Source organism: Thermococcus henrietii (assembly GCF_900198835.1).
GTDB classification, from domain to species: domain Archaea; phylum Methanobacteriota_B; class Thermococci; order Thermococcales; family Thermococcaceae; genus Thermococcus; species Thermococcus henrietii.
The window spans coordinates 795,850-819,306 of record NZ_LT900021.1; the positions used below are offsets into that span (position 1 = coordinate 795,850).

At 53.3% G+C, this 23,457-nt stretch carries 26 protein-coding genes, 2 tRNA genes and 1 CRISPR repeat array; of the genes, 17 read left to right on the forward strand and 11 right to left on the reverse strand.

Going from position 1 to position 23,457, the window contains the following annotated elements; all coding sequences use genetic code 11:
• Positions 1-40 precede the first annotated feature (40 nt).
• From CS910_RS04465 to rpl12p, 8 genes are all read left to right on the forward strand, one after another.
• Positions 41-859 (forward strand): D-aminoacyl-tRNA deacylase, encoded by an 819-nt coding sequence (locus CS910_RS04465; RefSeq protein ID WP_099209913.1) that lies wholly within the window; start codon positions 41-43, stop codon positions 857-859.
• Positions 860-974: 115 nt separating this feature from the next.
• Positions 975-2,099, forward strand: coding sequence for a cell division protein FtsZ (gene ftsZ / locus CS910_RS04470; RefSeq protein ID WP_099209914.1), 1,125 nt, complete (start codon positions 975-977; stop codon positions 2,097-2,099).
• A gap of 20 nt (positions 2,100-2,119) precedes the next feature.
• On the forward strand, positions 2,120-2,305 hold the full coding sequence (locus CS910_RS04475; protein WP_099209915.1) for a protein translocase SEC61 complex subunit gamma: 186 nt from the start codon (positions 2,120-2,122) through the stop codon (positions 2,303-2,305).
• A gap of 16 nt (positions 2,306-2,321) precedes the next feature.
• Entirely contained in the window at positions 2,322-2,780 is a 459-nt protein-coding gene (locus CS910_RS04480) for a transcription elongation factor Spt5 (protein ID WP_099209916.1), read from the forward strand.
• Positions 2,781-2,814: 34 nt separating this feature from the next.
• Positions 2,815-3,306 carry a 50S ribosomal protein L11 gene (locus tag CS910_RS04485; RefSeq protein ID WP_099209917.1) on the forward strand — a complete coding sequence of 164 codons (492 nt, stop codon included), beginning with the start codon at positions 2,815-2,817 and terminating at the stop codon, positions 3,304-3,306.
• 211 nt (positions 3,307-3,517) lie between these two features.
• Positions 3,518-4,168 (forward strand): 50S ribosomal protein L1, encoded by a 651-nt coding sequence (locus tag CS910_RS04490; RefSeq protein ID WP_042688706.1) that lies wholly within the window; start codon positions 3,518-3,520, stop codon positions 4,166-4,168.
• 5 nt (positions 4,169-4,173) lie between these two features.
• Complete coding sequence (locus CS910_RS04495; RefSeq protein ID WP_099209918.1) at positions 4,174-5,196, forward strand: 50S ribosomal protein L10; 1,023 nt, start codon at positions 4,174-4,176, stop codon at positions 5,194-5,196.
• Positions 5,197-5,255: 59 nt separating this feature from the next.
• A complete protein-coding gene (gene rpl12p, locus CS910_RS04500) occupies positions 5,256-5,576 on the forward strand; it encodes a 50S ribosomal protein P1 (RefSeq protein WP_099209919.1) in 321 nt (106 codons plus the stop codon).
• A gap of 49 nt (positions 5,577-5,625) precedes the next feature.
• Here the strand turns inward: rpl12p and CS910_RS04505 are convergent, their stop codons facing one another.
• A complete protein-coding gene (locus CS910_RS04505) occupies positions 5,626-6,054 on the reverse strand; it encodes a hypothetical protein (protein WP_099209920.1) in 429 nt (142 codons plus the stop codon).
• A gap of 92 nt (positions 6,055-6,146) precedes the next feature.
• On the opposite strand from CS910_RS04505, the gene CS910_RS04510 reads away from it, so the two are divergent.
• Positions 6,147-6,224: transfer RNA gene (locus CS910_RS04510), tRNA-Arg, on the forward strand.
• A gap of 1,454 nt (positions 6,225-7,678) precedes the next feature.
• Entirely contained in the window at positions 7,679-9,160 is a 1,482-nt protein-coding gene (locus tag CS910_RS04515; protein ID WP_099209921.1) for a TROVE domain-containing protein, read from the forward strand.
• Between the two features lie 19 nt (positions 9,161-9,179).
• Here the strand turns inward: CS910_RS04515 and CS910_RS04520 are convergent, their stop codons facing one another.
• The 5 genes from CS910_RS04520 to CS910_RS04540 all read right to left on the reverse strand — a co-directional run bounded on the left by CS910_RS04520 (position 9,180) and on the right by CS910_RS04540 (position 13,993).
• Positions 9,180-10,523: an FAD-dependent oxidoreductase gene (locus CS910_RS04520; protein ID WP_223211971.1), complete on the reverse strand. Its 1,344-nt coding sequence runs from the start codon at positions 10,521-10,523 to the stop codon at positions 9,180-9,182.
• A gap of 98 nt (positions 10,524-10,621) precedes the next feature.
• The gene (mtnP, locus tag CS910_RS04525) at positions 10,622-11,425 is read right to left on the reverse strand and encodes an S-methyl-5'-thioadenosine phosphorylase (protein ID WP_042692923.1); all 804 of its coding nucleotides are present in this window, start codon (positions 11,423-11,425) and stop codon (positions 10,622-10,624) included.
• Positions 11,426-11,467: 42 nt separating this feature from the next.
• On the reverse strand, positions 11,468-12,769 hold the full coding sequence (locus CS910_RS04530) for a hypothetical protein (protein ID WP_099209923.1): 1,302 nt from the start codon (positions 12,767-12,769) through the stop codon (positions 11,468-11,470).
• An 80-nt stretch (positions 12,770-12,849) separates the two neighbouring features.
• Positions 12,850-13,059 carry a hypothetical protein gene (locus CS910_RS04535; protein WP_099209924.1) on the reverse strand — a complete coding sequence of 70 codons (210 nt, stop codon included), beginning with the start codon at positions 13,057-13,059 and terminating at the stop codon, positions 12,850-12,852.
• A gap of 79 nt (positions 13,060-13,138) precedes the next feature.
• The gene (locus CS910_RS04540) at positions 13,139-13,993 is read right to left on the reverse strand and encodes a damage-control phosphatase (RefSeq protein ID WP_099209925.1); all 855 of its coding nucleotides are present in this window, start codon (positions 13,991-13,993) and stop codon (positions 13,139-13,141) included.
• 412 nt (positions 13,994-14,405) lie between these two features.
• Here CS910_RS04540 and CS910_RS04545 point away from each other — a divergent pair, with 412 nt between their 5' ends.
• The 5 genes from CS910_RS04545 to CS910_RS04565 are packed head-to-tail and all read left to right on the forward strand — an operon-like array spanning position 14,406 to position 17,584.
• Positions 14,406-15,752 (forward strand): signal recognition particle protein Srp54, encoded by a 1,347-nt coding sequence (locus tag CS910_RS04545; RefSeq protein ID WP_099209926.1) that lies wholly within the window; start codon positions 14,406-14,408, stop codon positions 15,750-15,752.
• Positions 15,749-15,988, forward strand: coding sequence for an Lrp/AsnC family transcriptional regulator (locus CS910_RS04550; RefSeq protein WP_099209927.1), 240 nt, complete (start codon positions 15,749-15,751; stop codon positions 15,986-15,988). The genes CS910_RS04545 and CS910_RS04550 overlap by 4 nt, the downstream gene beginning before the upstream one ends.
• Positions 15,989-15,992: 4 nt before the next feature.
• Complete coding sequence (locus tag CS910_RS04555) at positions 15,993-16,481, forward strand: YkgJ family cysteine cluster protein (RefSeq protein ID WP_099209928.1); 489 nt, start codon at positions 15,993-15,995, stop codon at positions 16,479-16,481.
• A 55-nt stretch (positions 16,482-16,536) separates the two neighbouring features.
• Positions 16,537-17,253: a phosphoribosyltransferase family protein gene (locus tag CS910_RS04560; protein WP_099209929.1), complete on the forward strand. Its 717-nt coding sequence runs from the start codon at positions 16,537-16,539 to the stop codon at positions 17,251-17,253.
• A gap of 1 nt (position 17,254) precedes the next feature.
• A complete protein-coding gene (locus CS910_RS04565) occupies positions 17,255-17,584 on the forward strand; it encodes a hypothetical protein (protein ID WP_099209930.1) in 330 nt (109 codons plus the stop codon).
• Here CS910_RS04565 and CS910_RS04570 read toward each other — a convergent pair.
• Entirely contained in the window at positions 17,567-18,016 is a 450-nt protein-coding gene (locus CS910_RS04570; RefSeq protein WP_099209931.1) for an Lrp/AsnC family transcriptional regulator, read from the reverse strand. The genes CS910_RS04565 and CS910_RS04570 overlap by 18 nt on opposite strands.
• A 67-nt stretch (positions 18,017-18,083) precedes the next feature.
• Here CS910_RS04570 and CS910_RS04575 point away from each other — a divergent pair.
• Positions 18,084-18,161: transfer RNA gene (locus CS910_RS04575), tRNA-Arg, on the forward strand.
• A gap of 87 nt (positions 18,162-18,248) precedes the next feature.
• Positions 18,249-19,350: a CRISPR direct-repeat array (repeat unit 30 nt; unit sequence CTTTCAATTCTCCTAGAGTCTTATTGCAAC).
• A gap of 515 nt (positions 19,351-19,865) precedes the next feature.
• Positions 19,866-20,123 carry a CRISPR-associated endonuclease Cas2 gene (gene cas2 / locus CS910_RS04585; protein WP_099209933.1) on the forward strand — a complete coding sequence of 86 codons (258 nt, stop codon included), beginning with the start codon at positions 19,866-19,868 and terminating at the stop codon, positions 20,121-20,123.
• Here the strand turns inward: cas2 and CS910_RS04590 are convergent.
• The 4 genes from CS910_RS04590 to CS910_RS04605 are packed head-to-tail and all read right to left on the reverse strand — an operon-like array spanning position 20,116 to position 23,414.
• Positions 20,116-20,805 (reverse strand): CRISPR-associated protein Cas4, encoded by a 690-nt coding sequence (locus CS910_RS04590; RefSeq protein ID WP_099209934.1) that lies wholly within the window; start codon positions 20,803-20,805, stop codon positions 20,116-20,118. The genes cas2 and CS910_RS04590 overlap by 8 nt on opposite strands.
• Positions 20,806-20,815: 10 nt before the next feature.
• On the reverse strand, positions 20,816-21,796 hold the full coding sequence (cas1b, locus tag CS910_RS04595) for a type I-B CRISPR-associated endonuclease Cas1b (RefSeq protein ID WP_099209935.1): 981 nt from the start codon (positions 21,794-21,796) through the stop codon (positions 20,816-20,818).
• 9 nt (positions 21,797-21,805) lie between these two features.
• Complete coding sequence (cas4, locus tag CS910_RS04600; RefSeq protein WP_099209936.1) at positions 21,806-22,315, reverse strand: CRISPR-associated protein Cas4; 510 nt, start codon at positions 22,313-22,315, stop codon at positions 21,806-21,808.
• Positions 22,308-23,414 carry an AAA family ATPase gene (locus CS910_RS04605; protein WP_099209937.1) on the reverse strand — a complete coding sequence of 369 codons (1,107 nt, stop codon included), beginning with the start codon at positions 23,412-23,414 and terminating at the stop codon, positions 22,308-22,310. The genes cas4 and CS910_RS04605 overlap by 8 nt, the downstream gene beginning before the upstream one ends.
• Positions 23,415-23,457 lie beyond the last annotated feature (43 nt).

Sequence of the window (23,457 nt, forward strand, 5' to 3'; positions counted from 1 at the left end):
CTTTTTATTTCTGCTCCCTTTAAGGGGCCCGGTGGAAGCCATGAAGGTCATCATGACCACGAAAATCGACAGGGCTTCGATGAACATAATGGAGAAGCTCATCGAGAACTTTGGGTTCAAGGAAACCGGCATGGTCTTTGACGGAAATCCTGTTTACAGGAGCGGTGAGACGCTAATACTCACGACCAACGACGAGATGATTTACTACGACAACCTCGACAAGGCGATAGAGGCCCAGCTCGGTTTCATGCCAGAGGTGATAGCCTTCGCCTCCAGGCATTCAAGCAAGCAGAAGTTGCCTGCTCTAACCACTCACGTGACCGGCAACTGGGGAAAGGCCATGTACGGCGGAAGGGACGAGAGTTTAGCGATAGCGTTGCCGAGCGCCATGAAGCTTGCCCTCCTCAAGATGAACGAGCTGAATGACCTTGGCTGGACCGTCTGCTACGAGGCAACACACCACGGGCCGAGCGAGCTCGAAGTTCCGAGCTTCTTCATAGAGATTGGCTCCAGTGAGGAGGAGTGGGCCAACGACAGGGCGGGCGAGATAATAGCCGAAACAATCGTCTACGTCCTCGAGAACTACGAAAAAGCCAAGTTCAAGGTTGCCCTCGGAATAGGCGGCGGTCACTATGCGCCGAAGCAGACGAAGCGCGCTCTTGAGACGGATATAGCCTTTGGTCACATAGCACCGAAGTACGCGCACCCCCTTCCAAGGGAGATGTTCCTAAGGGCCATTGAGATGACTGCCGAGAGGGTCGAGGCGATATACGTTGACTGGAAGGGGAGCAGAGGTGAGACGAGACAGCTCGCAAGGTCGCTGGCGGGGGAGCTCGGCCTTGAGTTCATCCGGGACTGAGCCGAAACCTTTAAAGAGAGGACCGGCCAGTTAAGTTCAGTTTCGGGTTAGCTAAGTTTATATACCACTCCCCCACAAACTCCAAAGGGTGTTAAACTCTTCGGAGGGTGAAAAGATGCTGAAGCTGATTGAGGACGCCATTGAGAGGACCTCGGCGGCCCAGCCCAAGGCCGTTCCTGAGGTTCAGCCCCAGTCGGACATAGATGAGGAGCTTAAGAAGCTCCTTGAGCAGATTCAGGCCAAGATATACGTCGTCGGTGTTGGTGGTGCCGGCTGTAACACCGTTAACAGGATGATGCAGGTTGGAATCCAGGGAGCTAAGATAATTGCAGTTAATACCGATGCCCAAGATTTGCTTAAGATTCGGGCCCACAGAAAGATACTCATTGGAAAAGAACTCACCAGGGGTCTTGGGGCAGGTAACAACCCTAAGATGGGTGAGGAAGCCGCAAAGGAGAGCGAGAGGGAAATCAGAGAGGCCCTTGAAGGAGCGGATATGGTCTTCATTACCTGCGGTCTCGGTGGAGGAACAGGAACCGGCGCCGCCCCGGTCGTAGCCGAGATAGCCAAGAAGATGGGTGCGCTCACAGTTGCAGTGGTTACCCTTCCGTTCACCGTTGAGGGCATCAGGCGCATAAAGAACGCCGAGTACGGTCTCGAGAGGCTCAGGAAGAACACCGACACCGTCATCGTCATCCCGAACGACAAGCTCATGGAGGTTGCCCCGAACCTTCCGATTCACATGGCCTTCAAGGTCGCCGACGAGATACTCGTCCAGGCCGTCAAGGGCATCACCGAGCTCATCACCAAGCCCGGTCTCGTCAACCTCGACTTCAACGATGTAAGGGCCGTCATGAAGGACGGCGGCGTTGCGATGATAGGCATAGGTGAGAGCGACAGCGAGAAGAGGGCTTTGGAGGCCGCCCAGCAGGCACTCAACAGCCCGCTCCTCGACGTCGACATCAGCGGTGCCAAGGGTGCTTTGATAAGCATCAGCGGAAGCGACGTCAAGCTCGAGGAGGCCCAGCAGATTATCGAACTCGTCACGAGCAAGCTTGACCCGGAGGCTCAGGTCATTTGGGGTATCCAGCTCGACGAGGAGCTCGGCAAGATGATTAGAATCCTCCTCGTTGTCACCGGTGTTAGCTCGCCGTACGCCGTTCAGGAGGAGGAAGAACGGCCGTACCTCGGTGAGGAAGGGGAGCGCAAGACGATAAAGCTCGACCTCGACGAGCTCTGAAGTACTTCGGGGGGTATACAATGACCAGCGTGGTAGAGAAAATCCGTGGCTTCCTCTCTGAATCTAAGAGAGTATTGCTTGTCACAAGGAAGCCAGGAATGAAAGAGTTCAAGCTCGCCGTGAAGATTACGGGGCTTGGAATGATTATCATTGGGCTAATCGGCATGGTAATTAGGATGATTGGCTACTTCATCACCGGTTCGTGAACCAGGGGTGGAAGCGATGGCAGAGGGCAAGATATTCACCGTTAGCGTTACTGTAGGTCAGGAAACAACGACGGCCAATCTGATATATAGCAAGGCCAAAACCTACAACATCCCCATCCAGGCTATACTTGCGCCAAGTAAGGTCAAGGGTTACATATTCATCGAGGCTTCAAGCAAGAGTGTCGTCAACGAGGCGATAAGTGGAATTCGCCACGCGAAGCGCGTTCTCCCCGGCGAGATTCCCTTCCACGAGATAGAGCACTTCCTTGAGGAGAAGCCAGCCGTGAGTGGCTTCGAGCCCGGCGACATCGTCGAACTCATAGCCGGCCCGTTCAAGGGCGAGAAGGCCAAGGTCGTCAGGGTTGACGAGAGCAAGGACGAAATCGTTGTGGAGCTCATTGGCTCAATCGTCCCGATACCGGTCACGGTGAGGGGCGAATACGTTAGACTTATAAGCAAACGCCAGAAGGAGTGACAGGCCCGAGACAAAAGTAAAGGTGGTGAGATGAATGCCACAGGTTGTCGAAGTCCTCGTTGAAGGTGGAAAGGCCACACCCGGACCCCCGCTCGGTCCGGCCATTGGACCACTCGGACTGAACGTTAAGCAGGTCGTTGACGAGATAAACAAGGCCACCAGGGAATTCGAGGGAATGCAGGTTCCCGTCAAGATTATCGTTGAGGACCCCAAGAAGAAGACCTTCAGGATTGAGGTCGGTATTCCCCCGACCAGCCAGCTCATCAAGAAAGAGCTTGGCATTCCGAAGGGCTCAAGCGAGCCCGTCCACAGCCCGGTCGGGAACCTCACCATGGAGCAGGTCGTCAAGATAGCCAAGATGAAGATTGACCAGATGCTCGCTCCGACCATCAAGGCCGCGGCCAAGGAAGTCATCGGAACCGCCCTCAGCATGGGCGTTACGGTTGAAGGCAAGGACCCGAGGGAAGTTCAGAGGGAGATTGACGAAGGGCTCTACGACGAGATTTTTGAGAAAGCCGAGGAGTGAGGGAAAACTTTAAAAATCTCCTCACAGGTGTGAGAACGATAACCCCAATCCGGGTTTGCCAGTAGGGGTAACGGGCTCAAGGCCGAGCCTTCGGGCTGAACCGAAACCGGTAACGGGAGTAGGTGATGGGCCCGTAAACCCCCCAAGAGGGGGGAGGCCAGGCATCTTTGACTTTTTCAACTCAAATCGAAAACGAAAGGGAGGGCTGTAAATGGCCTTCGACAGGCAGAAACTCGTGGAAGCGGTGAAGGAGGCGAAGGCCCGGGCTAAGCCGCGCAACTTCACACAGACCGTCGAGATAGCAGTCAACCTCAAGGATATCGACCTCCGCAAGCCGGAGAACAGGTTTAAGCTTGAGGTTGTACTGCCCCACGGTCGTGGGAAGGAGCCAAAAATCGCGGTCATCGCTGATGGTGCCGTGGCTGAGGCGGCTAAAAAGCTCGGGCTTGATGTGATTAGTGGAGAGCAGCTTGAGGAGATAGCGAAGAGCCCGAGGGAAGCGAGGAAATTAGCGAAGCGCTACGACTTCTTCATTGCCGCAGCTCCGCTGATGCCCAAGATAGGTAAGTACCTCGGTAGGTACCTTGGTCCAAGGAACAAGATGCCACAGGTCGTCCCACCAACCATGACCAACCTCGAGCCGATAGTTGCAAGACTCAAGAAGACCGTCAGGATACAGCTCAAGAACAACCCGGTTGTCCACGCCCCGATAGGCACCGAGGACATGGACGACGAGAAGCTCGCTGAGAACGCCGAGGCGGTTCTCAACGCAATCATCAACAAGCTCGAGCGCGGAGAGAACCAGGTGAAGTCAGTGTACGTGAAGACCACAATGGGCCCGGCCGTTAAGGTTGAGAGGTGAGGGAGATGGCCCACGTAGCCGAGTGGAAGAAGAAGGAAGTTGAGGAACTCACCAAGATTATCAAGAGTCACCCAGTGATTGCCCTCGTTGACGTGGCCGGTGTCCCCGCTTATCCGCTCAGCAAGATGCGTGACAAGCTTCGCGGGAAGGCCCTTCTCAGGGTCAGCAGAAACACCCTCATCGAGCTGGCCATAAAGAGGGCCGCCCAGGAGCTCAACAAGCCGGACCTCGAGAAGCTCGCCGACTACATCGAGGGAGGAGCGGCGATACTCGCCACCGAGATGAACCCCTTCAAGCTCTACAAGCTCCTCGAGGAGAGCAAGACCCCCGCCCCGGCCAAGCCCGGAGCGGTCGTTCCCAAGGATGTCGTCATTCCAGCCGGACCGACCTCGATTCCACCGGGCCCGCTCGTCGGTGAGATGCAGGCCCTTGGAATTCCGGCGAGGATTGAGAAGGGTAAGGTTAGCATTCAGAAGGACTACACCGTCCTCAAGGCGGGAGAGGTTATAACCGAACAGCTCGCGAGAATCCTCAACGCCCTCGGTATCGAGCCCCTCGAGGTCGGTCTCAACCTGCTCGCTGCTTACGAGGACGGCATCGTCTACACTCCGGACGTCCTCGCGATAGACGAGCAGGAGTACATCAATATGCTCCAGCAGGCGTATATGCACGCCTTCAACCTGTCGGTTAACACCGCCTATCCGACCAAGGAGACCATCGAGGCCATCATCCAGAAGGCCTACCTTGGAGCCAAGAACGTTGCAGTTGAGGCTGGCTACATCACGCCTGAGACCGTCGAGGACATCTTTGGCAGGGCTCTCCGTGCCGTCTTGCTCATAGCGCAGAACCTGCCTGAGGAGTTGCTCGACGAGAAGACCAAAGAGCTTTTAAACGCACAGGCCCAAGTGGCCGTTGCCGCGGCTCCTCAGCCAACCGAGGAGAAGGTTGAGGAGGCCGAGGAGGAAGAGGAAGAAGAGGAGGCATCCGAGGAGGATGCGCTCGCCGGACTGGGCGCCCTCTTCGGCTGAATTACTTTCCCTCGCACACGTGTGAATAAAGGAATGAAGATGATTGGAGGTGTGAAAAGATGGAGTACGTGTATGCCGCTCTGCTGCTCCACGCCGCTGGTAAGGAGATAAACGAGGAGAACCTCAAGAAGGTGCTTGAGGCCGCTGGAGTCACCCCGGATGAGGCCAGGATAAAGGCCCTCGTTGCAGCGCTCGAGGGCGTCAACATCGACGAGGTCATCGAGAAGGCCGCCATGCCGGTCGCCGCTCCGGTCGCGGTCGCCGCCGCTCCGGCTCCCGCCGAGGGCGGTGCCGAGCAGGCCCAGGAGGAGGAAGAGGAGGAAGAGGAAGAGGTCAGCGAGGAGGAGGCCCTCGCTGGTCTCGGCGCCCTCTTCGGCTGAACTCCTCTTCCCTTTTGTCCGCCTTCGGGCGGGCTTTTCAAAACTTTTCTCAGCGCTTCCTGAAGACAACAATCGTCTTCCACATCCTTCTGTATCTGTCTGGGTTGAGCCTTCTCCTCAGCAACTCCATAAGGATCACGTAAGCTACAAAGAATACGATGGAAACGACAACCTTTTCGACCGTGCCCCTGAGGCCGTTGAGTGCGCTTATCCAAGCCACACCGAAGGTTCCAAGCATCAAGAATCCTGCGGTCTCGTACAGGGCAACGTTTCTCGGAAGGCTCTCAAACTTTCTGAGTGTTACTCCGACAACTAAAGTGATTAGGCCGATAAGTCCTAAAACCACAGTTGTTGTATCCACTGCACTTGCTCCATATCTCTGCGCCAGCAGGGGGTAAAGAGGAAGCGCTGGTGCCAGTGCGAAAAAGCCCACGATGGCGACTCCACTTACGATGAGCACTTTTGTGCTTCTTTTCATCCCTTTCCCCTAATTAACATTAGCCGAGGTAATCTAAAAGGCTTTCGATGACCGCAAGGTTTATGTTTAGCCCACCGGAACCATCAGGGGGTGGGCCGGTGGCCTAGCCTGGATGGGGCGTCGGCCTTCGGAGCCGAAGGTCGCGGGTTCGAATCCCGCCCGGCCCGCCATAGAAACTTTTGCCGAGCAAAAGTTTCATCAAAGTTCGTGATTCCCTTTTGAAAAAAGCTTATTCTTTGAGTGGATTTCTTTTTGAGTTTGCTTCTTTGGAGAGTGAATTCTTTCAAAAGCGCCTTTTACAAGGGAGTTCGAGTCTTTTGCGCTCCTTTGGAGCGCGGTTTAAGTAGAACCCGCGTGGAAGACCTTAATCCAATGAATTCAAACTTTCAATGGCGGGCTTGATTTTGAAATCCCCTTACAAAGAGGGCTTTAACGAGGAATCACGAGCTTTTGGTGAAGCTTTTTCCAAAAGCTTCAGCGCTGGCGGAAGATGATGTGCTTTTTTTAAAAGTGCAAGTTTTAGTTGGGGTTTCTGCTGAATCTGCTCAACTTTTGGTGTTTCACTCTAAGAAGGCGCCCTTTGGGCGCCGGATGGTAAGTTGAAACTATCTTAGGGGTTTTGTTGTAGTGTTAAACCCTCTAAGGATTTGCTCTTTGGTTAGTGCACGATTGGCATTTACTCGTTAGAGAGAAGGGCACTTGTTTAGTCAAGCTTTCTTAAAGCTTGTTCGCCTACGCGAAGTTTGACCAAGGTTCGTGATTTTCCTCTAAGAATGCAATTTTAAGGAGTTTGCGCTCTTAAATGATAGTGCTCTCAAGGAATTCTCTTCAGACGGAGCTATTCTGGAGGGGGTTTCTCTAAGAAGCGCTCCTTCGGAGCGCGAGAAAAGCAAACCCACGCGAAAGAACTTCCAAAATCGAGAAATTCACAACCCACAAAAGCCATTAAGGCGCAAACACTCTCAATGGAGCCCCTACAAAAAGAATCACAAACTTTGATGAAACTTTGCAAAGGCAAAGTTTCCTTGGTCAAGCTTTTCCAAAAGCTTGCTTGAGGGTGTTTCTTCTATTAGCGCCCTTCGGGCGCCTTCTTCGAGCGAATAGGAAAGCTTGACCAAAGAGTTAAACCCCCAGAGAGGACACCGGGAGAGTTGCATGCCCCCCTAATCCGCTGGTTTTGGGTTTACGTTCATGCTAACTTTGAGGTGAAGTGTTTAACTTGGGACCCCCAAGGGTGCTGATATTGAAATTAAAACCACTTGAAGGGCTTTATTTTAGTGTCAAACCCCAATCAGAGTTGCACTTGGTTAGTGCATTACAATTTTGCTTGCTGGTGAGACGGGTGCTCTTTGCCCGGTTCCTTAAAGCCTGTCATGGGCGTTCCAACATGTTTGGTGTCTAGAGAGTAGTGCTGGTGTTCTCTTGAGCTTGAGAATAAATTATTTAAAACTCATTTCGACCATTGTCTTGTTACTTTTCGACACAGTAAAATTTATAAAGTTCTTGGATTAATCTATAGTGGCGGAAGTGCAGGCGGGGGATACTTCGCTAATCCTGTGCCGGCAGGAGGGCCGGTGGGGGTTCGCCTCCTTCCCCCGCCGATTTTCTCCGCCGGGGTGATATTGTGAAGTTCAACAGGAGGGCCGAGCTTCTCAACTTCGAAGGTGGGAAAACCTACTGCCCGAGCCCGGAGCTCGAGCTCTTTCTCAGGGCCGCGAGCAACCTCGTGAGGGAGCCGAGGTTCTACACCGGGGCTGAAGAGGGTTTTCAGGAACTCCTGGATGCGTTTGAGAGGGCGATACTGATAAACCCGGAGTTCGTTGCCAAGCTCGTCGTTTACGCCCGCGAGGAACTCTTGCTCCGCTCCCTCCCAACTCTCGGGACGGTTATCCTCGCCAACCACGAGAGGTACAAGGGCACAGGGGTACCGAGGAAGGTCGGTGAGAGGGTCTTCACGAGGCCGGATATGCTCACGGAAGCCCTCGCTATGCAACTCGCCCTCTTCGGAAAGCCGATACCTAACAGCCTCAAGAAGGTGTTGAGGAACGCCGTGACACAGTTTGACACATACCAGCTCGCCAAATACAGATGTGACCGCTGTGAGGTCAAGCTCAGGGACGTCATCCTGCTCACCCACCCAAAACCGAGGGACGAGGAACAGGAAAAAGCCTTCAGGGCGCTCATCGAGGGCAGACTCAAGAACATCCGCACGTGGGAGGCAAAGGTCTCCAAGGAAGGCTCAACCGCTGAAACATGGGGTGAGGTCCTCGAGGAGTTCATCAGGTATAAACAGGTCTTTGCCCTGTTAAGAAACCTTCGCAACTTGATAAAGCACGAGGTTGATACCAAGAAGTTCAGGAGGGCCATGGAGATACTTGCAGACCCGAAGGAGATGCGCAGGGCGAAGGTATACCCATACCGCTACCTGAGCGCATACTTCGCCCTGAAGGGGATGAAAATTAACTCCCCCACGCAGGCCGAGCTTAGAGATATCGCCCTCCGGGCCCTTCGAAAAGCCATAGAGGAGAGCATCGTTATGCTCCCCAACTTCGATGGCAGAAACCTTGTCCTCGTCGACGTCAGCGGCTCGATGGATTTCCCCCTCAGCAGGAGGAGCAGGATAACCCTGAAGATGGTCGCCGCCTTCTACGGCGCGATACTGGCCAAGAAGTACGACACGGCGATAGTAGCATTCGCAGACGAATACCGCTGGATACCAAAGGGGGAGAGCATCTTTGAAACCGCAGAGGACGTCTTAAGGAGTAGGATTGGCTACGCCACCTACGCCTACAAACCGATGGAAGAAGTCCTGCGGAAGGGAGAGTACTTCGACAGGATTTTCGTGCTCACGGATATGGTCGTCTACTCCGAGAACTACGGCGACGACGCGTTCCAGCGCGCCGTGAGACAATATAGGAAGACTATTAACCCCGAGATGAGGCTCATCACGTGGGATTTGGCCGGCTACGGCCAGGTCTACCTTGAGGAGCACGACGTCAGGAACATCTACATCGGCGGCTTCACCGAGAGGGTCTTCGACCTCGTGAAGTACCTCGAAGAGGGGAACAAAATAGTTGAGATAATAAACGAAAGGGTTTCGCTTTAAATGCCCCTTTGTTCTTCCCTCATGTTCTCAGCTTCGCCAGTGCATCTTCGGCCGCCTGGAGTATCTGATAGCCGACGGGCGATGCCGTGAGGAGCGGGTGGGTCGCTATCTGGAGGGTGTAGAGCTCGCTCGCCGTGAGCCTCTTCTGTATGGCCAGTGCGAGGATGTTTATCATCTCGCCGACGCTTTTACCTCCCGCTATCTGGGCCCCGAGTATCGCACCCCTGTCGCGGGAGAAGATGAGCTTTACCGTCACCATCGAGGTGTCCGGGAACTTCGCCGGGTGCCTGTCCGGCCCCCTGCCGTAGCCCACGATGACCTCGAATCCTTCCTTCTTTGCCTGTTCCTCCGTCAAACCGGCCGCGGCGAGGGCGAGGCCGGCAATGTGGGTTGAGTAGGCACCTATAGTCCTCCTGTTCTCCCTGACAATCTGGAGCTTGAAGAGGTTGGCTCCGGCGATTCTCGCCTCGAAGGTGGCCGTAGAGGCGAGCATGAGCTGGTAGGGCTTGCCCGTGAAGAAGTCCCTGTGCTCCACGCAGTCGCCGACCGCGAAGATGTCGGGGTGAGAGGTTCTCATGTACTCGTCGGTCCAGACCCCGTAGCGAGTAACCTTGAGGCCGGCCTTAACTGCCAGCTCGACGTTGGGTCGGTAACCTGTGGAGAGGATTACCAAATCGGCAGGAATTTCTCTTCCGTCAAGGAGCTTGACTTTCTCCACCTTCCCGTTCCCGGCGAAGCCCTCAACCTGTCCGTAGGCAATGTTTATTCCGACTTCCTTCAGCCTCTCCTCGACCATCTCGCTGAACTCAGGGTCGAAGGAGCTCCTCAGAAGCCTGCTCCTGACGACCAGAGTCACGTCCTTGCCGAGCTTCCTTATCTCGTCGCCCACCTCAAGGGCTATGAAGCCACCGCCGACGATGACGATTTTCTCGGCTTCCTCGACCCTCTCGCGAAGCTTCTTGAGGTACTCGTAGTCCTTGGGAACGGTGTATATTCCGTCGAGTTCAACGCCGGGGAAGTTCGGCTTTGCAGGCTTCGAGCCTGTCGCCAAGACCAGCTTCTCCCAGGCTATCTCTTTTCCGGACTTGGTCCTGACGACCTTCCTCTTGGGGTCGATGTCGGTAACCTCGTCCGTCAGGATATCGACGCCGAGGGGCTCTAGGAACTTCTCAACAGGCAGTATGTCGTCGTCAACGCTCTTCAGGGTTCCGAAGATGTAGGGGATTCCACAGGGAATCATGCCCACCTTTTCCCTCTTGATGACGAGGACGCTCCTGTCGGGGTAGAACTTCTTGGCAGAGATGGCCGTTGTGATACCCCCAGCAGAGGCCCCGATAATCACGACGTCGTACCTCATTCGCATCACCAGGAGAATTAGGCCTCCCTACTATTAAACACTTTCCTTAACCTTCGGTTCTCAACGTAAGCACTTTTCGGGGGAGAAATGGAGGGAAGAGAACATCACTCGCCCGTTGCGCCCTTGAGGGCATCCTTGCACGGACAGCGACGCTCCTTGGGAATGTGCTCCACTGCCTTCATGAGGAGGAGCTTTATCTCCTCACCCTTCTTTGCCATGAGCTCGACGACCTCGGTGTGGGTGAGCTTCTCCTTGCTGATTCCTGCGGCGTAGTTGGTAACTATGGCAACGCTCGCGTAGCACATCTCAAGCTCCCTCGCGAGAACAGCTTCCGGACACTGGGTCATGCCAACGACGTCGGCGCCGAGTATCTTGAGCGCCCTTATCTCTGCCCTCGTCTCGAACCTTGGCCCCTCCATGCAGGCGTAGGTTCCCGTCGGGTGGTAGGTGAAGCCAAGCTCCTTGGAGGCGGTGATGAGAGCCTTCCTGAGCTCGGGGCAGTATGGGTCGGTGAAATCCACGTGGGCGACGAACTTCCTGTCGTGGGGGCTGTCCTCGCCGTCGTAGAAGGTGTAGTGCCTCGTCTTCGTGAAGTCCATGAGCTGGTCGAGGATTACGAAGTCACCGGGCTTCATGTCGAGGTTGAGCGAACCGACGGCCGAAGTTGCCAGAATCCTTTCAACACCGAGCTCGTGGAGCGCCCAGATGTTGGCGTGGTAGTTTATCTTGTGGGGCGGAACGCTGTGCTTCTCCCCGTGCCTCGGCAGGAACGCTATCTCCTCGCCCTTGTACGTTCCTATCTTGACCCTTACCGTTCCGTAGGGGGTCTCAACGGTTTCCTCCCTTACGTTCTCAAGCAGTTTGGGGTCGTAGACTCCGGAGCCTCCAATAATGGCTATCCTCGGCATGGTATCACCTGAAAAGAGAATTGAGGGGAGGGCTTTAAAACGTTAGCTTCCTTCCCAGAGTTTGCGCTGTGCCTCGGCGCGCTCCTCGATGTCCTCTTTTAACTCGCCGCCGGTCTGAACCTCAAGGATTTTGGCGATAATTTCACTGAGGAGCCAAGAGCCCCAGCGCGGGTCCTTCACCTCAAGGGATGCATCAATGGCCCCGTCAACGTCGTTCTCTTTGAGCTTCTCAACGGCGATGCTTCCAAAGGCCAGCGAGCGGAGGTACGGGTTGGTTAATTTTGATGCCAGCTCCCAGGCGTCGTCGTAGGCGTGAAGCTTTGACAGGTAGCGGACGGCCTTAACGATTATCCTCTCGCTGTCGGTTTCTGAGCCGATTCTCCTCACGAGCTCGTAGTACTCGTAGTTTGGCTGTCTCTCGAGGAGGGCATCAAGGATTGAGCTCATGACAAGTTCCTTCTCATCACCGATGAGCCGGTCAATTAGTCTCTCCAGGAGCTCGGGCCTGTCAAGAACTGCCAAGACTATTGACCTCAGGAGTTCGGGGCGGAGCTCTCTGGGAACCTTTGAGAGAACTCCTATTACGAAGTCTATCTCTCCCTGGGCCGCAACGCCAATAAGGAAGGATATTAGAACCTCAAAGCCAACACTGGAGGATATCCCGAGTGCAACATCCACGAACTTCTCGTAAGTTCCCTCCGGAACGTTGGCTTTCTTCAAGTGGATCGCCACGGCCTTCATCGCCTCACCGAGCCAGTACTCGCTCTTGAACTCCGAGAGGACCTTAATGGCACTTCCAAACTCTTCCCTCTTCAGGTGCTCCTTAAGAACTTCGTAGGCCGCTATCGAGTGCCACGGCTCGTCCTCTATAAGTTCGAGGATTAGCCGCGCTTTTCTCAGATTACCCTTTCCTATGTAGTTGTGGAGAACCCTTAAGAGGGCGTCGTTGCGCTTTACACTGTTCTCGATTTCCCTTGCGTAGAAGAAGGCGTCGTCAATCCTGCCAAGCTCAAGGAGTCTGTGAACGAGTTCTTCAAGCATCTCATCTCTGAGCGGCTGAGGAAACGTTTTGATTGACTCGTAGGCCTGGGTAAACGTTTTGCTCGCGCCCTTCGACCCCGTCTTCCCGAGGAAAGTCGCGACTTCGATTAGCGCTTTTACGAGAAGGAGGGGGTTGTCTATCGAGGCAACGGCCTTGAGGGCCCTTGTAAAGGCCTCTCCATAGCGCGGGTTCTTCGCCCTGTGCATGTAGTAACCGATTCTAGCGTACGTTATCGCCCTGAGATAAGGGTCGTTGATACTCCGAGTTAGGTAAAGGGCTTCATTGTAAAGGTCAACCGGCATGCTCCCACCAAGTCAGGTAAACAAGAAACCTATTTATGGTTTCCGGCCGGCGTCAGAATTAGGTAAGGCAAAAGACGAAATCACCCGAGGTCGTCGTAAACGACCCCAACTACCTCTCCATCGTCAAGGGACACGAAGCTGACCTTGGTCTTCTTTCCGGTTTTGGGGTCAACTACAACGAAATCTGGCTGGAGAAGGTACTTGCTTGATGGCATTTTCCAGACATCGCCGTAGTGAACCTTCATCTCCCTTAAGAACCTGGTGGGGTCACGCTTAATAACCGTGGACATCTTTCATCACCACTACTATCTACAACTTCAAAGTATAAAAGGTTTTCTGATAGACATTCGTTAAAAATAATATCGACAATCAGCGAAGTACGGGGTTGAGGCAGAGGAGGGACCCTAGAGGAACCCCTATCTCCCTTGCGATTGCTGGGCACTTGGCCTTGAGCAGGAAGAAAACCCTCGAATCATTGAGCTCGCTGAGGGTTTCGAAGTTGGCTTGCCCCTTCGCTATAACAACATCGGCCGAGCGGAAAACCCCCAGGAACTCCTCCGAAACGCGTCCGATGGGGGTGCCGGGCAGCCTCGAACCTGTTGAAACGACCTCTGCGACTTCTTCAAAGCCCGCTTCGCGGAGGTCCACAACGGTCGCGTCGTTTATTATTGGGCCGTCTTTGCCCGCGACGATTACCCTGAGGTCCGGGAACTCCTCCTTCAACTTCTCCACGAAGAGCCTGTCGAAGTATATCTCCCCGCAGTTGTCCACGAGGTAGAGGAGAGTCCCAGCGCGCTTCAGCCTCTCAAAGAGTTCCTCACTGTGGTCTATGAGAAGGCTTTCATCGAGAACCCTTCTTATATCCTCCTCCAGTCTTTTGGGGTCGTAACCGACGGAGAAGTCTACGACGTTCCCGGCTATCGCGAGTTTTAGTGCGGTTTTAAGGTCGGCGTCCTTGAAGTGACCGGCGAGTTCTTTTGCTATCTCGTTTGAAACCCGCTTGTATTCTCTGAAAGGGTCCTCGTTTCCAATGAACTCGTAGAGGTCAAGGAAAAGCAGTCCACCGACAACGGCGGGGATTGAGTCCTTTGAGAACAGCTCCGATGCACGCTTGAGTGAGAACAGCATCGCGCTCCTGCGGGAATTTTCATCAGATAAGCTCATCTCGACGATTTTCTGACACTGGTTTATCGCACAGGCGACGCACTCATGGTGAATCTTCATAGCACCACCGGGAGAAATAGAAAGGACACAGCCTTATAAAGCTCACCTGAGCATCTCAACGTACTCGAGCTCCTCCGGAATGCGCCTCTTCTTCTCCCTCTCGCGCATGAGCATGTACTCGTACATAGCTATCGGCCATATCATCTCTCTCACCTCCTTTTCTTTCTCTCCAGTATCTACTGGGACTGTTTTGGTTTAAAAAGATTTTCAGCTCCGATTTCAGCAAGAATGCCACGTTCAGCTCTATACTCGCTCAAAAAATGCCTCAGGGTGGATTTTGGACCTTAATGAACACTTTTGTTCAAAGAAACCGGTTGCAACATCGCCGTTTTTGAAAAATGCACGCATTTATACAGGGCCCCCATACCCAACCGTTTATAAACTCCCCAGCCCTCATAGTAACGGTGGTGAGATGGCGTTAGAAAAACTTGGGAAGGCCCTTAACAACGCCCTCAGGAAGCTCGCGCGCTCCGGAACCGTTGATGAGGCGACGATAAAGGAGGTAGTTAGGGACATCCAGAGGGCGCTCCTGCAGGCGGATGTCAACGTCAAGCTCGTTCTACAGCTCACAAAAACAATACAGAAGAGGGCCCTCGAGGAGGAACCGCCGGCGGGCGTCAGCAGAAAGGAGCACATAATCAAGATAGTCTACGAAGAGCTCACGAAGTTCCTCGGAACCGAGGCGAAGCCCCTCGAGATAAAGGAGAAGCCGACCGTTTTGCTCACAGTTGGTATTCAGGGTTCTGGAAAGACTACGAGCGTGGCGAAGCTGGCGAGGCACCTTCAGAAGAGAGGCTACAAGGTCGGCGTCGTCTGCTCCGACACATGGCGTCCTGGAGCCTATCACCAGCTCAGACAGCTCCTCGACCCCTACGGTATAGAGGTCTTCGGGGACCCCAACGAGAAGGATGCTGTCAAGCTCGCGAGGGAAGGGGTTGAGCACTTCCGCGAGAAAGGAGTCGACGTCATAATCGTGGACTCCGCCGGAAGACACAAGGAGGAGAAGGGCCTCATCGAGGAGATGAGGCAGATAAGCGAGGCCATAACGCCCCACGAGGTCATACTCGTCATAGACGGAACCATCGGCCAGCAGGCCTACAACCAGGCGCTGGCCTTCAAGGAGGCAACGCCAATAGGCTCGATAATCGTCACGAAGCTCGACGGTTCCGCCAAGGGCGGTGGAGCGCTTTCCGCAGTAGCTGCAACGGGGGCGCCGATTAAGTTCATCGGTGTCGGCGAGAGGATAGACGACCTGGAGCCCTTCGACCCCAAGCGCTTCGTTTCAAGGCTTCTCGGCCTCGGGGATATCCAGGGGCTCCTTGAGAAGATTGAAGAGCTCCAGAAGCAGCAGGAATTCAAGGAAGAGGACGTTGAGAAGTTCCTCAAGGGCAAGTTCAACCTCAAGGACATGTACGCCCAGCTCGAGGCGATGCAGAAGATGGGCCCGCTCAAGCAGATACTCCAAATGATTCCAGGCCTCGGCTACTCTCTCCCGGACGACGCGATTAAGGTTGGGGAAGAGAAGCTCAAGAGGTACCGCGTTATAATGGACTCGATGACGGAGGAGGAACTCGAGCACCCAGAGATAATCAACTACTCCCGCATAAAGAGGATTGCCCGGGGTTCGGGAACCAGTACCGCCGAAGTCAGAGAGCTTTTAAACCAGTACAACCAAATGAAGAAGATGTTCAAGAGCATGAACAAAAGGAAGCTGGCCAAGATGGCCAAGAAGTTCAACTTAGGGGGGTTCGGGGTATGATTGAGGCCTTCGTGTTGGTGGTCGTGAAGCCCGGAAACGAGGAGAAGGTCTACGAGATGCTTAGGAAGGACCCGCGCGTTAAGGAGGACTACAGAGTTTACGGGGAGTACGACATAATACTCCGCGTGGAGGTCCCGACGATAGACGAACTGGACAAGTTCCACGATGAGGTCCTCAGGAGGATTCCCGAGATAGAGATGACCGAGACGCTGATAGCGAGCACATACCGGGGGTGAAGGGGTGAAGCGGTGGGTCGCGACGATTGACCTTGAAACCCTTGAGGTCGAGTCCGACCCATCCTTCAAATTTAAGTGCGTTGAAAACTGTGGGAGGTGCTGTGAGGAGCTTGAAATTCCCCTTCGGGATGAAGACATTGCCAAGATTGAGGAGCTGGGCTATAACGCCTGGGAGTTTGTGGACTACGAGAAGCTCTTCTACAGGGGGGATAAGTTCCTCGGCTACGCGCTGAAGAAGCGGCCCTTTGATGAGGCCTGCGTTTTCTTAGACCCGGAGACTAAGAAGTGCAGGATTTACAATCACCGCCCACTCGCGTGCCGGCTTTATCCGTTCATCTTCGTCAAGCACGGAAAGAAGATGGAGATTTACGTAAAGGAGGACTCTTTCTGTCCCGGCATAAATCACCCAGAGGGGGAGCCGGTCACGAAAGAGTTCCTCATGAGGGAGTACTGGGACGTCATAGAGGAGTATCGGCGAAAGGTCCTCGAGTGACCGAAACGTATTTATACATTTTCTTGTTAAACAACGGGCACGCGGAGGTGATAGTGTGAGCCAGCTAAAGTCCGTCCAGGAGAAGCTCAGACTCATCAGGGTGTTGAGGCTCCTCAAGAAAAGCTACACCTACGAGGAGCTCTCAAAGATAACGGGACTGCCGATAACCGTCCTAAACCGGTACGTTCGCGGGAAGGTGCTTCCAAGTGCCGAGAGAACGAGAGAACTGCTCGAACTTCTCCTTCCCTACATAAACCTTGAGGAAGAGGTAAAGAAGAGGATAAAGTTCGACGAGAGGGGCTTCTTCGACAACATGCCCGTCCTCAGCGACACCGCCTTGATGAGTCTCGTGGCAGAGGAGGTTGCGGGGAGATACCTCGACAAGGACGTGGACAAGGTTCTCACTGCCGCGACCGATGGGATTGCACTCGGTGTTCATATAGCCAGGGAACTTGGTGCGGACATAGTCTACGCCAAGAAGAAAAAGGAAGTTGGTGTTGAGAAGTTCTACGAGGTCAGCTACGTTCCCAGTGCCTCGGGAACCGTTATGACCCTGTACCTTCCCCAGTGGGCACTTAAGAAGGGCGAGAACGTCCTCATAGTGGACGACGTGATAAGGAGCGGAGAAACCCAGAGGGCCCTCGTTGAGATGACGAGGCAGGCCGGAGCAAAGCCGATAGGAATGTTCTTCCTTGTGAGCGTCGGTGACATCGTTGAGAAACTCCAAGAGGAATACGAGTTCCCGGTTGAAAGCCTCATAAGGTTGGATTGACATGAAGGGGTTCATCTACAACGCCGAGGGGCTGAGCCTGCCGATAGAGTTCGCCCCCGGCGTTCCCTTCAAGTTTGAGTGCAGTGAGGAGGAGTGTGGAAAGAGGGTGGTCATAGAGGGCGTTGTCGTCGAGGTCGACAGCGACGAGTTCACTAGGGTCCTTGAAAGAACCGTCGAGAACAGCCCGGACTTCAAAAAAATCCTGGAAATAACAGCGAGACGCTACGTTTTCAGGGGAAAAGTCAACGGAAGGGAAGTTGAGCTCCCAGTTGAGAGCCTCGAGGACTTTGCAAAGCGCTTCCTCGACGAGGTGTTAGTCCTCAAGGGCTAACCTCGGCTCCTCCTTTACGACCTGCATGGCCACGCTCGTATTCGTCTTCTCAACCCCATCCAAGGATAGAAGCCACTTAACGAAGCGGTTCATGTCCGCCCTGTCCTTAAACTTCGCTATGACGAAGATGTCAAACTCGCCCGTTATGTCGTAGACCATCATTGCCCGGGTTTTCTCGGCTATCTTCCGCTCTATCTCCGCTATTCTCCTTCCCTGTGCCTTGATTCCAATGAGGGCCGTTAGTCCAAAGCCAAGCTTCTCGTAGTCGAGAACGGGGGTGTAGCCCCTGATAACGCCCTCCTCTTCGAGTTTTTTGATTCGGTTGTAGACCGTGCCAACGGCAACGTCGAGCTCCCTCGCTATCTCTCTAAACGAGAGGCGGGCGTTCTTCTGGAGGAGCGAGATTATCTTGAGGTCCAGCTCGTCAACCATGCCCTTCACCGGATAGAGTAAACCGTAAACTTTAAATACTCTTCTCCGGGAGGGAATAGCGGGCAGTGGACCGGTAGCCTAGCCAGGATAGGGCGGCGGCCTCCTAAGCCGCAGGTCCGGGGTTCGAAGCCCCGCCGGTCCGCCACAACTCGTTTGGGTTCTTGATAAAACAGTGAGTACTTTTTCTGGTTCCGTTGCAGCATTCCCCAAATATCATGGTTGATTCAGGGATGTTCCAATTCTCCTAGAGTCTTATTGCAACAGATTATCAACACTAACCGAAACAACACATACAGTCGTCTTTCAATTCTCCTAGAGTCTTATTGCAACTCGGCTACTATGCCCAGGACCTGGGCTATACCTCGGGCTTTCAATTCTCCTAGAGTCTTATTGCAACGGATGAAGATGAGTGACACGACAGAAGGCCCGGAAATCCTTTCAATTCTCCTAGAGTCTTATTGCAACGGCCTGAAAGCCGAGGCAACCCTAATTAGGCTCCCGTCTTTCAATTCTCCTAGAGTCTTATTGCAACGGCGTCGGCTAATCCAATGCCTCTAATGATTTTAAATCTTTCAATTCTCCTAGAGTCTTATTGCAACGGTTGGTGAGCTAATGCCTTCTACGATTTTTCCGTTCCTTTCAATTCTCCTAGAGTCTTATTGCAACCGTCCAGCTCCTCCGCGAGCGGGATTGTTGGGAATATCTTTCAATTCTCCTAGAGTCTTATTGCAACAATATGGCCCGTCGTCTGGGTATAAAACTCGCTTCTCCCTTTCAATTCTCCTAGAGTCTTATTGCAACGATTGTGATTACTTCGATATTGCAGAGACCAGGAGCTTTCAATTCTCCTAGAGTCTTATTGCAACTGATGCCCACCCTGTTGATGTCCACCCCGTCGCCGTCTTTCAATTCTCCTAGAGTCTTATTGCAACCAGAAAACGGTTACGGGATTGAAGGCCAATACTACCCTTTCAATTCTCCTAGAGTCTTATTGCAACTTCTTGAGAATTGCCATCTCCTTAGCGATTCTCTTTACTTTCAATTCTCCTAGAGTCTTATTGCAACCGGAATTCTGGGTTAGCACGTCCACAAATACGTCTAACTTTCAATTCTCCTAGAGTCTTATTGCAACGCGGGAGTATAGAAAACTCCTGGAGCGTAGACAATCAGCTTTCAATTCTCCTAGAGTCTTATTGCAACCACAGGAGAGGTTTCCTACTACGTTCTCGTGGACAAGCTTTCAATTCTCCTAGAGTCTTATTGCAACCCGAAACCTTTATAAAACCTGAAATCCAACAAAATTTCTTTCAATTCTCCTAGAGTCTTATTGCAACAGGGTGCGAAACTTGCCTTTTTGTTCAACAAAGGAAGGAGGACCTCCCAATATTTAAGCCTTTCTGGAAATTGGTGCCAATTTCGAGGGTCTTGCTAGTCGTGGTTGAGGAGATAAACCCACTTACAAAGGTGGCGATGCCATCTTTTTGCTTGGTTTGTATTAACCTGGGAATATGTATTGCCAAATGCCAAGGTGTCAGTGCCAGCGATTTCTTGAAAGCTGACATAAAATCTCCTGTCATGAAAAATGGCCAGATTTGAGCAGGGATTGAGCGAATTTGGGCTAGGTATGCCCACATTTCAACGTCTTGAAGAAAATTCGGAATATTCTACAATAAAAATGTGACAAGATGTTCCAGTTTTTTGATACGTGAAAGTCGATTTTCCGGTGATTATCGGGGGAATTTTTTGCGCTTTCTCCGTTATGATAGTCTCTATCCCAAATCGGGGCGTTCTTAGCGTGATGCATCGGAAAAGTTAAAATTTCCCAACCTCAAACTCTGATGGTGGTTCCATGTACATTATCGTGGTCTATGATGTCAACGTGAAGCGCGTCAACCACGTGAAAAAGTTCCTCCGCCAGCACCTGCACTGGGTTCAGAACAGCGTCTTCGAGGGCGAGGTCACGAGGGCTGAATACGAGCGCATCAAGGCCGGGCTGAAGGGGATAATAGATGAAAACGAGGATTCGGTGGTAATCTACCGCCTCCGCTCCCAGTCACTGCGCGACGTCCTCGGCACGGAGAAGAACCCGATGGAGGACATCATTTGACCTTTAGCTCCTCCCTGTCAATCTCGGCGCAAATCGGCCTGTATGGACAGCGGTTGCACACCCAACCCTTTCTTCCAACCGTTGATATCCAGCGCGGAAACTTCCCGCTTTCCAGCTCCTCAACGGCATCTATAACCCGCTCGGCCCTCCGCAGGAACCTCCTGAAGAGGCCCTCGTCGAACTCGACGGGGAATACTCGGAAGTCAAGCCCGTTCCTGTCGAAGATGTAGATGTATCCCTTCTCCTTCCCAAGCATTCCCATGTAGGCGTTAATCTGCTCAACCCACTCCCGCGACGGCTCCGCATGCTCAAGGTCCTGATTTTTTCGCGGAATTCCTTCACCGTTGCCCTCGAAGCCCTTGAACTTGAACTCAAGGACGTAGGGACCCTTAACGGCATCGGCCCTTCCGACGAGCTTCCATCCGTCTCTTATCGGATACTCAACAGAGACTTCGAACTCCGCGCTCCCGACGACCTCCGCCAGCCAGCCGTGCAGGGCGGAGCCTATCCTTGCCTCCCAGTGGCGTGAGGGGTTGTACGCGTTGAGGTATATGTCGAGGGCGGCCCTTCTGAGGCAGTAGCTCAGAGAGGTCACCCATATTCTCCTCTCGGGCCTGTGGTTGCCGTTTATGGCGTTCCTAATTCTCTCGTTGAAGGATTTGATTTCCTCCGGGAGGTTCATTCAGACCACCTCAGAACCACGCCACCAGCGGCTCGTACTCCTTCACCCCAACGAGGTGCTTGATGAGCTTGTAAGCCTCAAGACGAATTAACCGTTTCTTAGTGACGTTCCTCTTCAGCTCTGGATGTTTAACGCTCTTCGTGAGCTCCTTCTCGTACTCGGAAAGGACCTTCTTCATTCCCTCCTTCGTCAGGAGGACACCATTGAGCTCCTCCCGGAAGTGCTCCTTCGAGAGCATTCTCTTGGTTACGAGCCTCGTCGCGAGCCTGTCCGCTACAATCGGCTTGAAAATCTCGCTCAGGTCGAGGGCGAGGGAGAACCTCCTTTCCCCGGGCTCGTGAAGGTAGCTCACCGTCGGAACCAGCTGGGTGTTGTAGAGCTCGCTTACAATAGTCGCGTAGAGCCTTGAGTTGAGGAAGCTTATCAACGCGTTCATCTCGTTCCCCGGCGGCCTGCGCGTGCGCCTGACTATCTTAAAGCCCTCCGGCAGGTGGTCGTCCCACCTTGAGTAATAGGCCTCGCGAATCCTCGCCTCGACGTTCATCACTTCCGTTATTTTGCGGGCTCCTTCAAGCTCTTCGAACAGCTCTTTCAGCATCTCGGAAAACCCGTCGGCGACCTTCCAGCGCTTCAGGTTCTTCTCCATATTCAGTGCACTTCCCTTAACGAAGAGCCTCGCCAGTTTGAGGCGCTTTTCCCTGTCGAGGTAGTGCTGGGCCTGCCTGATGACCAAATCGCCGGAGTTCAGGCTCCCCCTCGGGTAAAAACTGCCGTCGTAGTGGCCGTAGTGGTTGAAGAAGTGAACGGATATACTCTTCTGGGCCAGATAATGGAGGGCCTGAGAGGTTATCGTCACGTGGCCGTAGACGTAGAGGTCGTAGATGCCCTCGATTGCGAGTGGCTTCCTGCCGCGCTCGTTCTCGAAGTAGAGGGTGTTCTCCCGTCTGAAAAGCGTTCCATCCGAGAGCAGGGTCAGGGAGCGCTTTCTCATGCGACCACCTCAAACCCAGCAGAGTTCGTAGTAGGCGCATTTGCGGCATTTCTTCGATTTGACCGGCTCCGGCGGGGCCGGGAGGGACTTGACCCGCTCGACCTCTTTTATCGCCGTCTCGATTTCACCCTCCCTGCCGTCAAGCACTATTTCTTTCGTCTCGTTGAGCTTCGGGTAGTGGAGGACGGCCTTCGCCTTTACCCCGAGCTTTTTGAGGTAATAGAGGTAGTAGAGAGCCTGCATCTCGTGGGCCTTCTCCATGCTTTTGCCGAGTTTGACTTCATGGACCTCAATGGTATCGCCCCGGCGAATGAAGTCAATCTTTATGCTCCCGACGAGGACTTCTTTCTCCTCGCTGGCATAGCGTTGTTCATGGAGAAACCGGCCCAAATCGACCCATTCGTTCTCCTGTTCCATCGTGATTCCTTTTGCAAAGTACCACAACTTCGTCGGGCAGATGAAGAGGTAGTTGATTTCGGTGCCGGTGATGAGGAGGTCGGTGAGGGGATACTCACTCATGCCCGAACCTCCAGAGCAACCAGTGCCGCAGAAACGGGTCGGCTATTTCGTATTCCCCACCCGCCCTGTAGATTAACTCCTTTTCACGAAGGGCCCTTATGGAGTACTGAACCTGGGATGTTGTCTTAAAACCATACTTGATGAGGAACTCGGAGGAGTACAGTTCCTTTTCTCCCCTGGCTATGGCAAGTAGAACCTTCTTCTGTGAAATCGGCAGGGAGTCCCAGATTTCGATGTAAGAATCCTCACTCTCAGCAATAACCCGTTTGAAAGTTTCTTCCATATCTTCAGGGGTTATCCTTCCTTTCAGTTTGCCGACAAACCAGAGCTCGTGGCAGAACTTCTGGGTATAATAAGGATGGCATCCCGTCAGGTTCAGGATTCCCTCGACTATCTCAGGATCTATCCCGACTCCCGTGGAGTGAAACTTCTCGGAGATAAAAACTTTAAACTCCTCCCTGGGTATCTTCTTCAGAACCATATGCCTTCCAAAGTTGTAGAAGGGACTCTGGGCCGAGCGGAATATCTTCTCCATCATCCCCCTTTTGCTCCCGATGAAAACGTAAGAGACCTTCTCATGCCATTGGAACTCCGAGCGCATCTTCTTCAAAATGTCCTCCCCGAGCTCGGCTATCTCCTGAAACTCGTCGAAGACCACTACCACCTTTTTTTGGGTATGTTCGGCCAGCCTTTGAGGCAGTTTAAGGGATTCCTCTAAAGCCTTTTCTTCCTCTCCAATTGAGAACTCGACTTCAAGCTTTTCCCCCACCCTTATTCTCGGAGTTATCCCCCTAAAGAGCTTTTTAACCATTTCAAACAAATTTTTGGTTTTCCAGTGCTGGAGTGCCTGCGATGCAATTTTCTCGGCCAGTTCCCTCTTGGTGAGAACTCCATAGCAGTCCACCCAGAGTGGAACCACCTGTCCCTTGAGTTCCAGAAGAGCCGCGTAAACCAGCGAACTCTTACCAAACCGTCTGGGGGAGTATATTATGACGTTCTGGCCGCTCAGCATTTCCACTTTTAGCTCCTCGAGCTCCTTTTTTCTGTCTGCGAAGTTCTCCTTTGCCACGGGTTCACCATATACAAAGGGGTTCTCCATTACAGCTTCACCTGTAACAAGTTAATTTGTAGTGATTTTTATA